Source organism: Streptomyces sp. NPDC026659, from assembly GCF_040638245.1.
In the GTDB taxonomy this organism is placed as follows: Bacteria; Actinomycetota; Actinomycetes; order Streptomycetales; family Streptomycetaceae; genus Streptomyces.
Window position 1 is genome coordinate 72,246 of record NZ_JBEZXY010000005.1, and the last position, 13,757, is coordinate 86,002.

Genomic DNA, 13,757 nt, shown 5'->3' on the forward strand with positions numbered 1-13,757 from the left:
GGGCGGACCGCCCCGGATTCGGGCGCGGTCCGCCCCCATGGCCGCCTGTGCGGCGGTGCCGTTACTGCTTGACGGAGATCGCCTGGCCGGCCTGCGACTGGGCGTCCGACCACACGGAGTGGTCGTTGAGCGCGGCCGACTGGTTCTGGGCCTCGATGTTCGCGATGTGCTTGGTGACGTTGGTCGTCTTGTTGAAGCTGAACTTCAGCTTGCCGAGGGCCTCGCGGCCCGGCAGCAGCTCCGCGGACTCGGCGTCCAGGTCACGCATGTCCATGCTCATGATGGTGGTCCTTTCGGAAAGATCTCGGAGGGTGGCGGTGCGCGGGTGTTACTGGGTGACGCTGATGGTCTGGGCGGCGCCGGAGCTGGCGACGGAGAACGCCGAGTGGTCGTTCAGCGCGGCGGACTGGTTCGAGGCCGCGATGTTGGCGACGTGCTTGGTGACGTTCGTCGTCTTGTTGAAGCTGAACTTCAGCTTGCCCAGGGCCTCGCGGCCCGGCAGCAGCTCCGCGGACTCGGCCTCGAGCTCGTGAGCGTCCATCATGATGAATTCCCCCTTGGGAATAGGCATTTCCGGTCGAACGGAGTCAGGTTCCCCCCGGACTCTGTCCGACTTGGTCGGACGAGCTGTCCAACGAGATTGGACACTAGGGCCTCGCGGGGGCTCTCCGCAACCCGTTCGGGGAATCACCCTTTCGGCCGTGCCCCTACTCGCCCGTAGAATCCCCCCGACAACGAGGTTCGGCGGGCGGCGAGCAGGACGAGCGGGAAGTGACCAGGGTGACCAACGCACTGCAGCAGCTGATTCGCGAGCGCCTGGACCGTGAGGGCTGGTCCTACGGCGACGTGGCGAGACGTGGCGGCGTCCCCCGCTCCACCGTCCACCATCTGGCCACCGCCGAGCGCGTGGTGCGGATGCCCCAGGCCACGACCCTGGAGGGACTGTCCAAGGGACTCGGACTCCCGTTGGACACCGTGCGGCGCGCGGCGGCGGAGGCGTGCGGCATCCACGTGTACGGCGCCAACCCGGCCGAGGCCGGTCCGGACAGCGCCGGTGCGACGGGCGACCCCGAGGTCGACCTGCTCATCGCCAGCGTCCAGCGGCTGTCGTCCGACGACCGGCGCCATGTCGCCGCCCTGGTGGAGTCCCTGCTCGGCCGCTCGGCCAAGCGCCCGCCGGAGAACTGACCGCCTCTGGCCGCGGTTGCCCGGTCTGCGGCCCACTCGGAGCCCAAGTCGGAAAAAGAATGCAACTGGGCCCGAATATGCCGAGATACCCCGCTAGTCTCACGACTGCCCGAGGAGCGAGAGCCGCACGACCCCGGGCCCTTGGGGGGAACGTGTTGTTCGTGCATGGCGGGCCGGCCACCGCGGTGGTCCGCGGCCCCGACGGCGAATCCGTCGTCCTGTTCTCCGGCGAACTGCCCGAGATCCTCACCGACGCGTCGGTCGCCGAACTCCTCGACCTGGCCGCAGCGATCCTGAACACGGAAGAACTGACCCTCTTCCACACCTGCCTCCTCACCCTCCGCGCCAACGGCATGCGAGCGGGCCGGCGGATCGAGGCGGACGGGGTGGTGCTGACGGTGTACGAGGGCTGAGGGGGCACGGAGCGCGGTCCGGTGTGCCCCGGAGCGAGTCGGCGAAGGGGCCGCCGCCCAGCATCCGCGCTGGTCGGCGGTGGCGAGCATGTGCCCGGAGCCGGACTTGAACCGGCACGCCCGCGAAGGGGCAGCGAGGTTTAAGCTCGCCGTGTCTGCATTCCACCATCCGGGCAGGCCATGGGCTCCGCTTTCGAGCTCCCGAGCCTATCGGGAGGCTCCCGAGGACAGCGGAGAGTGCGAACCGATGTTGTCTTATTTTATTGATGTCTGAGGGTGCATCAGACCACGGTGCAGGCCATCCGCACTTGCCAACAGCGTGACGGGGCCGAGCCCGCGACGCACTGGGAATGACGGAATTTCACCTGTCGAACGAGGGCGGGCCACCCGTTCCCGACGGGAGCGGTCCCACCCGGCCCCGCGCCGGCCCCGCGCCAGCCCCCGGCCTGTCCCCCGCCGGTCCCACTCGGGTGGCCTCAGGGTCGGGGGTCCTCCCCAGGTATGACACCGGGCCGTCCCGTCCGACCGCAGTCGGTTCCGGGAACGGGAGCAGCGGCTGACCGGTGCGGTGAAAGGGGAGGGGACGATGGATGTCAGTCCCACAGCGTCGTACCGACAGGAGCGCCCTTCCGTGACCACCACACCCACCGCCGGCCGGAGCACCGCCGTGGCCGCGCGCGCCACGGAGCTGTCCAAGATCTACGGGCAGGGCGAGACCCGGGTGGTCGCCCTCGACCAGGTCTCCGTCGACTTCCGTCAGGGCGAGTTCACCGCGATCATGGGGCCCTCCGGCTCCGGCAAGTCCACGCTGATGCACTGCGTGGCCGGGCTCGACACCTTCTCCTCGGGGTCGGTGCGCATCGGTGACACCGAACTGGGCTCCCTGAAGGACAAGCAGCTCACGCGACTGCGCCGGGACAAGATCGGCTTCATCTTCCAGGCGTTCAACCTGCTCCCCACGCTGACCGCGCTGGAGAACATCACGCTGCCCATGGACATCGCGGGCCGCAAGCCCGACAAGGCGTGGCTGGACCAGGTCATCGACATGGTCGGACTGTCCGGACGCCTCACCCACCGCCCCGCGCAGCTCTCCGGCGGCCAGCAGCAGCGCGTCGCCGTCGCCCGCGCGCTGGCCTCCCAGCCGGACATCGTCTTCGGTGACGAGCCGACCGGAAACCTCGACTCCCGCTCGGGCGCCGAGGTGCTGGGCTTCCTGCGCAACTCCGTGCGCGGGATGGGCCAGACCGTCGTCATGGTGACCCACGACCCGGTCGCGGCGGCGTACGCGGACCGCGTGATCTTCCTCGCCGACGGCCGGATCGTGGACGAGGTCCAGGACCCGACCGCCGACAAGGTCCTCGACCTGATGAAGCAGTTCGACGCGAAGGGCCGTACCAGCTGATGTTCCGCACCGCCCTGCGCAACGTCCTCGCGCACAAGGCCCGGCTCCTGATGACCGTGCTCGCCGTCATGCTCGGCGTGGCGTTCGTGTCCGGGACGCTGGTCTTCACCAACACCGTCTCCCAGGCCTTCCAGAACAGCTCCGCCAAGGGCTTCGACGGGGTCGACGTGGCCGTCACCCCCCGCCACCAGGCGTCCAGGGGCGACCAGGTCGGCCACAACCCCGAGCTGACCGAGGCCCTGCTCCAGAAGGCCGCGAAGACCCCGGGCGCCCGGTCCGCCACCGGTGTCGTCGGCGGCTTCACCGCCCTCGCGGGCAAGGACGGCAAGCTGGTCGGCGGCGGCTGGCAGTCCGCCGGCGGCAACTACTGGGGCACCGACGACCCCCGCTACCAGCTCGTCTCCGGCCGCGCCCCGCACGGCCCCGACGAGATCGCGCTCGACTCCAAGACCGCGCAGCGCGCCGGGTACAAGGTCGGCGACAAGGCCCGCCTCTCGGTCGACGGACCGGTCCTCACCCCGCGCGTCAGCGGCGTCTTCACCACCGACGACGGCAACGTGTCGGCGGGCGGCAGCCTCACCCTGTTCGACACGCCGACCGCGCAGACCCTGTTCGGCAAGAAGGGCACGTACGACGAGATCGATGTGAAGGCCGCGCCCGGCACGAGCCAGAGCGCGCTCAAGGCCGCCCTCGACAAGACGCTGCCGACCAAGCTCGTGGAGACCGCCACCGGCAAGAAGCTCGCGGACGACCAGGCCGAGCAGATCGCCGAGGGCATGAGCGGTCTGAAGCAGGTCCTGCTGGTGTTCGCCGGGATCGCGCTGTTCGTCGGCACGTTCATCATCGCCAACACCTTCACGATGCTGGTCGCCCAGCGCACCAAGGAGCTGGCCCTGCTGCGCGCGGTCGGCGCCTCCCGGGGCCAGGTGACCCGCTCGGTGCTGACCGAGGCGGCCGCGGTCGGCGTGGTCGCCGGTGTCGCCGGTCTCGCGGCCGGTGTGGGCATCGGCGCCGGGCTGCGCTCCCTGCTCGGCACCTTCGGCGCCGAACTGCCCGACGGCCCGCTGGTGATCGCCCCGACCACGGTGGTGGCCGCCCTCGCCGTCGGTGTCGTCATCACCGTGCTCGCCGCCTGGCTGCCCGGCCGCCGCGCCGCGAAGATCCCGCCGGTGGCGGCGATGAACAGCGTCCACGCCAAGGCCACCACCAAGTCCCTGGTGCTGCGCAACACCCTGGGCGCGCTGTTCGCCGGGGCCGGTGTCGCCGTGGTCCTCGCGGGCCGGACGATGAGCACCGACACCGGGCAGGGCGTGATGGGCCTGGGAGCCGTCCTGCTGATCATCGGCGTGTTCGTGCTGACCCCGCTGCTGTCACGTCCGCTGATCGCGGCCGCCGCGCCCGCGCTGCGGATGTTCGGCATCTCGGGCAAGCTGGCCCGCCAGAACTCGGTGCGCAACCCGCGCCGTACGGCCGCCACGGCGTCCGCGCTGATGATCGGTCTGACCCTGATCACCGGCATGACGGTGATGGCGGGCAGCCTGCAGAAGTCGATCGACAAGATGGCGAGCGCCGCGATCAGCGCCGACTACGTCGTCTCGATGTCCACCCACGGTCCGCTCTCCCCCCAGGTGGCCGAGAAGATCGCCGCCGTCGACGGGGTCGCCGCGAGCAGCCCGCTGCGCAACGCCCCCTCCCGCATCGGCGGCAAGACGGAGTTCCTGACCGGTGTCGACGGCCGCTCGATCGGTGAGCTGACCGACCTGAAGATGGCCAAGGGCTCCTTCACCGTGGACGGCACCCGCATCGTCGTGGACGAGGACCGGGCGAAGGAGTACGGCTGGACGGCCGGCTCCCACCTCACCGTGCACTACGCCGACGGCAAGGCCGGGCAGCTGACGGTCGCCGGGGTCTACGAGGGCAACGCGATGCTCCGCGGCATCATGATCGACAACAGCACTCTCACCCCGCATCTGAGCGACCCGTCCGACATGCAGGTCATGGTGAAGATGAAGGACGGCGCCTCGGCGGCGGCCAAGGACCGCATCGAGAAGGCCCTCGGCTCCAACCCGGCGATCGCGGTCCAGGACAAGAAGGACATCTCCGACGGCGTCGCGAAGATCTTCACGTTCATGCTGAACCTGGTCTACGGCCTGCTCGGCATGGCGGTGATCGTCGCGGTCCTCGGTGTCATCAACACCCTGGCCATGTCGGTCTTCGAGCGCTCGCAGGAGATCGGGATGCTGCGCGCGATCGGCCTGGAGCGCCGGTCGGTCAAGCGGATGGTGCGCCTGGAGTCCCTGGTGATCTCCCTGTTCGGCGGGGTGCTCGGCATCGGTCTGGGTGTGTTCTTCGGCTGGGCGGCCGGTGCGCTGATCGGCGCGAAGATGCCGACCTACGAACTGGTGCTGCCCTGGGGCCGGATCGCGCTCTTCCTGTTCCTGGCCGCGCTGGTCGGCGTCCTGGCGGCGCTGTGGCCGGCCCGCCGGGCGGCCCGCCTCGACATGCTGACGGCGATCAAGGCCGAGTAGCGGCGAACAGCAGCGGGCAGCGGCTCGCGTACGGCCGAGGGGCCCCGTTCCTGTCCGGAACGGGGCCCCTTCGCGTGCGGTCAGCCGTGCCAGGTGCGCGGGCGGAGCGGGAGACCCGAGGTGCCCGGCTCGGGGGTGCGGACGGCGAGGACCTGGTTGACGCCGATCCGGTTGCGCTCGAAGGCGAGCGCGGAGGCGGCCATGTACAGCAGCCAGACCCGGGCGCGGCCGCCCCCGGCGAGCCGGACCGCCCGTCCCCAGTCGGCCTCCAGGCGGGTGACCCAGGCCCGCAGGGTCAGCGCGTAGTGCTCGCGCAGCGCCTCCACGTCCCGCACCTCGAACCCGGCGCGCTCCAGCTGGGCGACGGTGGTGCCGACAGGGGCGAGTTCGCCGTCGGGGAAGACGTAGGCGTCGATGAACGCGTCCACCTCGTACGCCGACTCGTCGCGGTGCGGGCGGCGGGCGATCTGGTGGTTGAGCAGCCGTCCGCCGGGCTTGAGCAGGGCGTGCAGATCGCTCGCGTACTCCAGATAGCGTTCGGCGCCGACGTGCTCGGCCATGCCGATGGAGGAGATCGCGTCGTAGGGGCCGTCGCGCACGTCGCGGTAGTCCTGGACGCGGATCTCGACCCGGTCGGTCAGGCCCTCGTCGGCGACGCGCTTGCGGGCGTAGGCGGCCTGTTCCTGGGAGAGGGTGACGCCGACGACGCTCACGCCGTGCTCGCGGGCGGCGTGGATGGCCATGGAGCCCCAGCCGCAGCCGACGTCGAGGAGTCGCTGACCGGGCTTCAGGCCGAGCTTGCGGCAGACCAGTTCGAGCTTGTCGCGCTGGGCGGACTCCAGGGTGCCGCCTGCTTCGGGGGCCTCCCAGTAGGCGCAGGAGTAGACCATGGACGGGCCGAGGACGATCTCGTAGAAGTCGTTGCCCACGTCGTAGTGGTGGCTGATGGCCCGCTTGTCGGAGCGCCGGGTGTGCAGATGGCGGCGGGGGCGGACCTCCTCGCGCGGCGGGGCCGGCGGCAGCGGGGGCCCGATCAGCCGCAGCAGTTCGCGTACGCCCGCCCGGACGCCGGGGTCGCGCAGCGCCTCGGCGAGGGTGCGGGAGTCCTCTCCGCGCTCCCAGATCGACCCGGCCACCGCGCCGAGGGCGCTGTACAGGTCGCCCTCGATGTCCAGGTCGCCGGAGACCCAGGCGCGGGCGAGCCCCAGCTCTCCGGGCTTGAACAGAATGCGGCGCAGCGCCCGGCGGTTGCGCACGACGAGTACGGGAACGTTCGGCGGACCCGCCTGGGAACCGTCCCAGGCGCGGATACGCACCGGGAGCGGGGCTCCCAGCAACTGCTCGGCAACACTCACCAGTCGCGACGCGGCGTCGGCCATGGCGCACACCTCCAAGACGGCAATCCCGGATGTCCGTTACCACCTAAACGACCGGACTACCCGGCACAGTCCCGCATTGGAGTTACAACAGGGCAAAAGAGCGTAGGCCGCGCGGCGGCGGAAACGCCGAAGGGCCCCCCGCACCACGGACAGCGGGGAGGCCCTTCGGATGGAACTGGGTGACCGGAGGTCAGGAGGCCTTGGCCTTCTCCTCGGTCTTGGCGGCGGCCGGAGCCGGGGCCGGCTTGGCGGCCTCGTAGAACTCCTCGCGCGGGTGCTCCATGGCGCCCAGCGAGACGACCTCGCGCTTGAGGAACATCGCGAGCGTCCAGTCCGCGAAGATACGGATCTTGCGGTTCCAGGTCGGCATCGCGAGACCGTGGTAGCCGCGGTGCATGTACCAGGCGAGACGGCCCTTGAGCTTGATCTTCGTCTTGCCCAGGACGATCATCGCGACGCCCTTGTGCAGGCCGAGACCCGCGACGGCACCCTTGTTGGCGTGCTCGTACTCCTTCTGCGGGAAGCCCCGCATGCCGGAGACCACGTTGTCGCCGAGGACCTTGGCCTGGCGCAGCGCGTGCTGGGCGTTCGGCGGGCACCAGGCGTTCTCGTTGCCCGCCTTGCGGCCGACGAGGTCCGGGACCTGGGCGTTGTCACCGGCGGCCCAGATGTAGTCGGTGCCCTGCACCTGGAGGGTGGGCGCGCAGTCGACGTGACCGCGCGGGCCGAGCGGCAGGCCGTAGCGGGCCAGCGCCGGGTTGGGCTTGACGCCCGCGGTCCACACGATCGTGTCGGAGTCGACCTCGAGGCCGTTCTTCAGCACGACGTGGCCGTCGACGCAGGAGTCCATGGAGGTGGAGAGGTAGATCTCCACGCCCCGGCTCTCCAGGTGCTCCTTGCCGTACTGGCCGAGCTTCGGGCCGACCTCGGGAAGGATCTTGTCGGCGGCGTCGACCAGGATGAACCGCATGTCCTCGCGGGACACGTTCTTGTAGTACTTGGCGGCGTCGCGGACCATGTCCTCGACCTCGCCGATGGTCTCCGCGCCCGCGAAGCCACCACCGATGAAGACGAAGGTGAGCGCCTTGCGGCGGATCTCCTCGTCGGTCGTGGAGTCGGCCTTGTCCAGCTGCTCCAGGACGTGGTTGCGCAGGCCGATGGACTCCTCGATGCCCTTCATGCCGATGCCCTGCTCGGCGAGGCCGGGGATCGGGAAGGTGCGGGAGACCGCGCCGAGCGCGACGACCAGGTAGTCGAAGGGGAGTTCGTACGCCTCGCCCACGAGCGGGGCGATGGTCGCGACCTTGCGGTCCTGGTCGATGGTGGTGACCCGGCCGGTGAGGACCTCCGCCTTCGGCAGCACGCGTCGCAGCGGGACGACGACGTGCCGGGGCGAGATGTTGCCGGCGGCGGCTTCGGGCAGGAAGGGCTGGTAGGTCATGTACGACCGGGGGTCGACGACCGTGACGGTCGCCTCGCCGTAGCGCATCTTCTTGAGGATGCGCCGAGCTGCGTACAGGCCTACGTACCCACCGCCTACTACGAGGATCCTGGGACGCTCCGTGGTGCTCATGGCATCGAGTATCCACCTGCCTCAGAGGGGTAGCTCGTGCGCCCCTTCACAAGGTTGGAGAGGGCCTGTGTTATCCTCCGCCGCTCACGTGACACAGATCATGTTCCGCGCGGGGAACTCAAGGTCGTTCTGACCCGTTGTCAAGGCCGCGTGAGCTGGCCCTCCGGGTTCTCGGCACCCTCACGGATCACCTTCCGGAGGCCCCTCGGACACCTCCGCGAAACACCCGCGCAACGCTCTCGTGAGCACCCTCAAAGGGCCGTTGAGCCCCCGAATGGGTCAATGCGGCCCCTTGCGTTGCCCCCGGGGGTCGAATTCCTTGTGAAGAACTTCACGAAGGTTTCCGGAGAAGGGTCGCGAAGCGGCGTGTCGGCCACCCCGCGACCCTGCTCATCCGTCGTACGGCCTGCTCAGCCGCTCGCTACCAGGCGGTAACGAGCCTTCTCCGCAAGGCCGTACGGACAGCGGTTCCCGAGCGCTACGCCAGGGACCAGGCGATGCCGTCGAGGATGTCGTGCTCGCTGACGACGACCTCCTCGGCGCCGGTGCGCTCCATGAGGGCGAGCAGGACCAGCGCGCCCGCGCCGATCACGTCGACACGGCCCGGGTGCATCGAGGGGACCTCGGCGCGCTCGGCGTGGGTGGAGGAGAGCAGCCACTCGGTGATCTGGCGGACGCGGCCGCGCGTCATGCGGGAGTGGTGGATGCGCGCGGAGTCGTACTCCGGCAGCTCCTGGTCGATCGCGGACACGGTGGTGACCGAACCGGCGAGGCCGACCAGGGTGCGCGCCTCGCGCAGCGGGACGGTCTGCTCGGCGAGGTCGAGGGCGGCCTCGATGTCGGCCCGCATGGCGGCGACCTGCTCGGGCGTGGGCGGGTCGGTGACCTTGCCGTCCTCGACCAGATGGCGCTCGGTCATGCGCACGCAGCCCACGTCCACGGAGCGCGCGGCCCGCACATGGTCCTCGCCGACGACGAACTCGGTGGAGCCGCCGCCGATGTCCACCACCAGGTAGGGCCGGTCGAAGCCGTCGCCGCCGGTCAGCTCCTTGGTGGCGCCGGTGAAGGAGAACTCGGCCTCCTGGTCACCGGAGATGACCTCGGGCTCGACACCGAGGATGTCCACCACACCGCGCGTGAACTCGTCCCGGTTCTCCGCGTCGCGGGAGGCGGAGGTCGCCACGAACCGCACCTTCTCGGCGCCGAGTTCGCGGATGACCCCGGCGTACTCGCGGCACGCGGCGAAGGTCCGCTCCAGCGCCTCGGGAGCCAGCCGGCCGGTGCGGTCGACGCCCTGGCCGAGGCGGACGATGGTCATGCGGCGGTCCAGCTCGCGCAGCTCGCCCGTCTCCGGGTTCACGTCGGCGACGAGCAGGCGGATGGAGTTGGTGCCGCAGTCGACGGCGGCGACACGGGTGAAGCCGTCGGCGGACCGTGCGGGTTCCTCGGCCGTCTCCTGAGAGCCCGGCTTCTGAGAGCCCGTCTCCTGGACGGCCGCACCGCACGCGCCGCCCTCCGGCGTCACGCACGGGCCCTTCGCCCACCACTCGGGCAGCATCGCGAGGGCCTCGTCGCCCAGGGGGTTCACCCCGGGGCCCGCGGCCAGCGAGTGGGCCACGAGGACGTGCAGGCACTTGACCCGGTCGGGCATACCGCCCGCGCTGGGGAAGCCCGCGAGGACCTCGATCTCGTCGCGGCGCCGGATGTAGTCCTCGTGCGCGGCGCGGTAGGCGGCGGCCAGCTCCGGGTCGGTCTTCAGCCGCTCGGTCATCTCCTTCATGACGCCGTTCGCCTCCAGCGTGCCGATCGCCGAGGCGGCGCGCGGGCACGTCAGGTAGTACGTCGTCGGGAAGGGGGTGCCGTCGGGCAGCCGGGGGGCCGTCTCCACGACGTCCGGCTGTCCGCAGGGGCAGCGGTGGGCGATGGCCCGCAGACCGCGCGGCGGGCGGCCGAGCTGCTGCTTGAATGCCTCCACGTCGGCTTCGGTGGGCTCGGTGCGCGGAGTGGGCGGCGGGGGCGTTTCCATGACTGCTTCCAGAGTGGCTTTCTGTGGGTCACCGGCGGATGCCGGTCACTGGTCGGAGGCGTCGGCCTTGTCGACGCCGTCCCAGACGTTCGCGTACCAGGGCCGGTGGGCGGCCCCCTTGTCGGCGCGGGACTGCCTGGCCGCGCCCGGGTCGATGACCACGTACCCGGTCTCGCCGGGCATCACGTAGTGCAGCCTGCGCCGGATCTGCTGTTCGGCGTAGGCGTCGTCCTGCCAGCGCGCCTTGGTGTCGCGCAGTTCCTCGACGCGTGCGCGGGCCTGCTCCTGGCGGCGCTGGAGGTCGGCGATCTCCGCGCGCTGGGAGACGTACTGGCGCATCGGATAGGCGAGCGCGACGATCAGCGAGCACAGCACCAGGGCGAGCAGGGCGGCGCGGCCGGTGAGCCGGGAGCGGCGGGCCTGGCGCTTGGTCTGGGAGCGGTAGACGCGGGCCGCCGTCTGCTCGCCGAGCAGCCTGAGCCTGGTCGTGGTGGAGAAACGGTCCCGGTCCCTCGTGGCCATCTTCCCCGCCTCCCGTTCACGCGTACGTCCCCGGACACGGTACGGGACCGGGTCCGGGGACGTAGGACGACTGGCGGGAGCGGACTCCCGCGCGGACTCAGCCCTAGCTGGAGAGCTGAGCCCTTACGAAGATGCTCAGCCCTTGAAGCGCGGGAACGCGCTGCGGCCGGCGTAGACCGCGGCGTCGTCGAGGATCTCCTCGATGCGCAGGAGCTGGTTGTACTTGGCGACGCGCTCGGAGCGGGCCGGGGCGCCGGTCTTGATCTGGCCGCAGTTGGTGGCGACGGCGAGGTCGGCGATCGTGACGTCCTCGGTCTCACCGGAGCGGTGGGACATCATGCACTTGTAGCCGTTGCGCTGGGCCATCTCGACGGCGTCCAGGGTCTCGGTCAGCGAGCCGATCTGGTTGACCTTGACCAGCAGGGCGTTGGCGATGCCCTCCTCGATGCCGCGGGCCAGGCGCTCGGGGTTGGTGACGAACAGGTCGTCACCGACGATCTGCACCTTGTCGCCGAGGCGGTCGGTGAGGACCTTCCAGCCGGCCCAGTCGTCCTCGAACAGCGGGTCCTCGATGGAGACCAGCGGGTAGGCCGCCACCAGCTCCTCGTAGTACTCCGTCATCTCGGCGGCGGAGCGCTCCTTGCCCTCGAAGAGGTACTTGCCGTCCTTGTAGAACTCGGACGCGGCGACGTCGAGCGCCAGGGCGACCTGCTCGCCGGGGACGTAGCCGGCCTCCGTGATGGCCTCGAGGATGAGGTCGAGGGCCTCGCGGTTGGAGCCGAGGTTCGGGGCGAAGCCGCCCTCGTCGCCGAGGCCGGTGGCCAGGCCCTTGCGCTTCAGGACCTTCTTGAGGGTGTGGTAGACCTCGGCGCCCCAGCGGACGGCCTCGGAGAAGGACTCCGCGCCGATCGGCGCGATCATGAACTCCTGGATGTCCACGTTGGAGTCGGCGTGCGAGCCGCCGTTCAGGATGTTCATCATCGGAACGGGCAGCAGGTGCGCGTTCGGGCCGCCCAGGTAGCGGAACAGCGGGAGGTCGCTGGCCTCGGAGGCGGCGTGGGCGACGGCGAGGGAGACGCCGAGGATGGCGTTGGCGCCGAGCGAGCCCTTGTTGTCGGTGGCGTCCAGGTCGAACATGGCCTGGTCGATCAGGCGCTGCTCGGTGGCGTCGTAGCCGACCAGCTCCGGGCCGATCTGCTCGATGACGGCGAGGACGGCCTTCTCGACACCCTTGCCCTGGTAGCGGTTGGGGTCGCCGTCACGGAGCTCGATGGCCTCGAAGGCACCGGTGGAGGCACCGGACGGAACGGCGGCACGACCCGTGCTGCCGTCGTCGAGGCCGACCTCGACCTCGACCGTGGGGTTGCCTCGGGAGTCCAGGATTTCCCGGGCTACGACGACGTCGATGGACGGCACGAGCATCTCCTTCTTGGATGTGACGCTGAGATGTGCGGGGCGGTGTGCCTTGCGGCACTGCCTTGCGACTAGAGCCTAACCGTCCCCGGGGTGTCGGCCGTCGACCGACCGTCCCGTGGACAGGGAGACCGTACTCATTGTTCACGCCCGGAACAAAGGGGGTTCGGGGGGTCTGGCCAGGGCCGTGGTGCGGGGGGCTGCGCGTACGGACCCCCGGGGCGGCCCGCGGAGCCGCGGAACCCCGCTCCGGCGCGTACGGGGGAACACGCGCCGGGGCGGGGACCGGTGGGGGGGGAGGGGGCTCACCGCGGCCGTGTGCGTGGGGCGGCGCGGGTGAGCGGGTGCGGGGGCGCCGCCCTTCGAGCGGGCGGCGCGGGGCCGCTACTTCAGGTGCAGCAGCTGGCCCGGGTAGATGAGGTCGGCCTTCTGGACGATGTCCTTGTTGAGGTCGAACAGCTTCTTCCAGCCGCCCTTGACGTGGTGCTTCGTGGCGATGGTGCTGAGCGTGTCGCCCTTGACGACCTTGTACTCGCCGTCACCCTTCTTGACCTTCTGGCCGGTCGGGGTGGTGACGGTCGCGGCCGGACGGCTCGCGGAGCGCGAGGCGGTCTGGGGGGCGGTGGTGCGCGCGGCGGCGTCCGCCGTGGCCTTGGCGGTGTCCGTGGCGGTCTTCGCCGTGGTGGACGGGGTGGTGGTGGACGGGGTGCTCGCGGCCGCGGAGCTGTACGGCGTGCTGGACAGGCCCGTGCCGCAGACCGGCCAGGCACCCTTGCCCTGGGCGGCGAGGACCTTCTCGGCGATGGTGATCTGCTGGTCCTTGGTGGCCTTGTCGGCCGTGGCGGCGTACTGCGCGCCGCCGTACGCCGCCCAGGTGGCGGCGGAGAACTGGAGGCCGCCGTAGTAGCCGTTGCCGGTATTGATGGCCCAGTTGCCGCCGGACTCGCACTGGGCGACGGCGTCCCACTCGGAGGCGGTGGCGGCGGAGGCGTTGCCGGCCGCCATCAGCGGACCGGCGATCGCGGCGCCGGCGACACCGGCGAGCGCGAGGGTGCGGACGGCCTTGGCCGGGCGACGGTGCGTGCCCTTGCTGGAAAACAGCATGGATCGATCCCCTCACCGACGCCTGCGAGGTGAGCTGTCGGGTTCGGGCCGGTTGAGTTGCCCGGCCACCCTCCCCGTCGTGGAGGGGGTGGCTTCACCCCAAGCCCGTCCCGGTGTCAGCCACCGGGCCGGGCACTTACCTTGGTTCCCCCGCTCCTGCCGGCGGCGCTTGACGCGTCGACTGTTCCCGGGTGACCGCTGGCAGGATT

12 protein-coding genes, 1 tRNA gene, 1 pseudogene and 1 riboswitch are annotated in these 13,757 nt (G+C 70.7%); of the genes and pseudogenes, 4 read left to right on the forward strand and 10 right to left on the reverse strand.

All coding sequences use genetic code 11. The annotated features are described in order from the left end of the window. Window positions 1-61: 61 nt before the first annotated feature. Window positions 62-280 (reverse strand): hypothetical protein, encoded by a 219-nt coding sequence (locus AB0E91_RS14485; RefSeq protein WP_361780319.1) that lies wholly within the window; start codon window positions 278-280, stop codon window positions 62-64. 48 nt (window positions 281-328) lie between these two features. Next, window positions 329-544 carry a hypothetical protein gene (locus AB0E91_RS14490; protein ID WP_361111975.1) on the reverse strand — a complete coding sequence of 72 codons (216 nt, stop codon included), beginning with the start codon at window positions 542-544 and terminating at the stop codon, window positions 329-331. Between the two features lie 236 nt (window positions 545-780). Between AB0E91_RS14490 and AB0E91_RS14495 the strand changes: the two genes are divergently transcribed. Then, a complete protein-coding gene (locus tag AB0E91_RS14495; protein ID WP_361780323.1) occupies window positions 781-1,188 on the forward strand; it encodes a helix-turn-helix transcriptional regulator in 408 nt (135 codons plus the stop codon). A gap of 161 nt (window positions 1,189-1,349) precedes the next feature. Beyond that, a complete protein-coding gene (locus AB0E91_RS14500; protein ID WP_361111968.1) occupies window positions 1,350-1,601 on the forward strand; it encodes a hypothetical protein in 252 nt (83 codons plus the stop codon). Window positions 1,602-1,692: 91 nt separating this feature from the next. Here the strand turns inward: AB0E91_RS14500 and AB0E91_RS14505 are convergent. Beyond that, window positions 1,693-1,776 (reverse strand) — tRNA-Leu (locus tag AB0E91_RS14505). Window positions 1,777-2,232: 456 nt separating this feature from the next. Here AB0E91_RS14505 and AB0E91_RS14510 point away from each other — a divergent pair. Continuing rightward, window positions 2,233-3,003 carry an ABC transporter ATP-binding protein gene (locus AB0E91_RS14510; protein WP_361780327.1) on the forward strand — a complete coding sequence of 257 codons (771 nt, stop codon included), beginning with the start codon at window positions 2,233-2,235 and terminating at the stop codon, window positions 3,001-3,003. Next, the gene (locus tag AB0E91_RS14515; protein ID WP_361780330.1) at window positions 3,003-5,531 is read left to right on the forward strand and encodes an FtsX-like permease family protein; all 2,529 of its coding nucleotides are present in this window, start codon (window positions 3,003-3,005) and stop codon (window positions 5,529-5,531) included. Before AB0E91_RS14510 ends, AB0E91_RS14515 begins: the two co-directional genes overlap by 1 nt. Before the next feature lie 80 nt (window positions 5,532-5,611). Here AB0E91_RS14515 and AB0E91_RS14520 read toward each other — a convergent pair whose 3' ends face one another. The 7 genes and pseudogenes from AB0E91_RS14520 to AB0E91_RS14550 all read right to left on the reverse strand — a co-directional run bounded on the left by AB0E91_RS14520 (window position 5,612) and on the right by AB0E91_RS14550 (window position 13,548). Beyond that, the gene (locus AB0E91_RS14520) at window positions 5,612-6,910 is read right to left on the reverse strand and encodes a cyclopropane-fatty-acyl-phospholipid synthase family protein (RefSeq protein WP_361780333.1); all 1,299 of its coding nucleotides are present in this window, start codon (window positions 6,908-6,910) and stop codon (window positions 5,612-5,614) included. A 190-nt stretch (window positions 6,911-7,100) separates the two neighbouring features. Next, window positions 7,101-8,483 (reverse strand): NAD(P)/FAD-dependent oxidoreductase, encoded by a 1,383-nt coding sequence (locus AB0E91_RS14525; protein ID WP_199585611.1) that lies wholly within the window; start codon window positions 8,481-8,483, stop codon window positions 7,101-7,103. 478 nt (window positions 8,484-8,961) lie between these two features. Continuing rightward, window positions 8,962-9,864 carry a Ppx/GppA phosphatase family protein gene (locus AB0E91_RS14530; protein ID WP_361781296.1) on the reverse strand — a complete coding sequence of 301 codons (903 nt, stop codon included), beginning with the start codon at window positions 9,862-9,864 and terminating at the stop codon, window positions 8,962-8,964. A gap of 192 nt (window positions 9,865-10,056) precedes the next feature. Then, window positions 10,057-10,509 (reverse strand): annotated as a pseudogene (locus tag AB0E91_RS14535) (DUF501 domain-containing protein); the annotation flags it as partial. 45 nt (window positions 10,510-10,554) lie between these two features. Then, a complete protein-coding gene (locus tag AB0E91_RS14540; protein WP_361780336.1) occupies window positions 10,555-11,031 on the reverse strand; it encodes a septum formation initiator family protein in 477 nt (158 codons plus the stop codon). Between the two features lie 135 nt (window positions 11,032-11,166). Beyond that, the gene (gene eno / locus AB0E91_RS14545) at window positions 11,167-12,453 is read right to left on the reverse strand and encodes a phosphopyruvate hydratase (RefSeq protein ID WP_361780339.1); all 1,287 of its coding nucleotides are present in this window, start codon (window positions 12,451-12,453) and stop codon (window positions 11,167-11,169) included. A gap of 375 nt (window positions 12,454-12,828) precedes the next feature. Continuing rightward, window positions 12,829-13,548 (reverse strand): transglycosylase family protein, encoded by a 720-nt coding sequence (locus AB0E91_RS14550; protein WP_361780342.1) that lies wholly within the window; start codon window positions 13,546-13,548, stop codon window positions 12,829-12,831. 4 nt (window positions 13,549-13,552) lie between these two features. Further along, window positions 13,553-13,726: riboswitch (cyclic di-AMP (ydaO/yuaA leader) on the reverse strand. Between the last annotated feature and the right edge of the window lie 31 nt (window positions 13,727-13,757).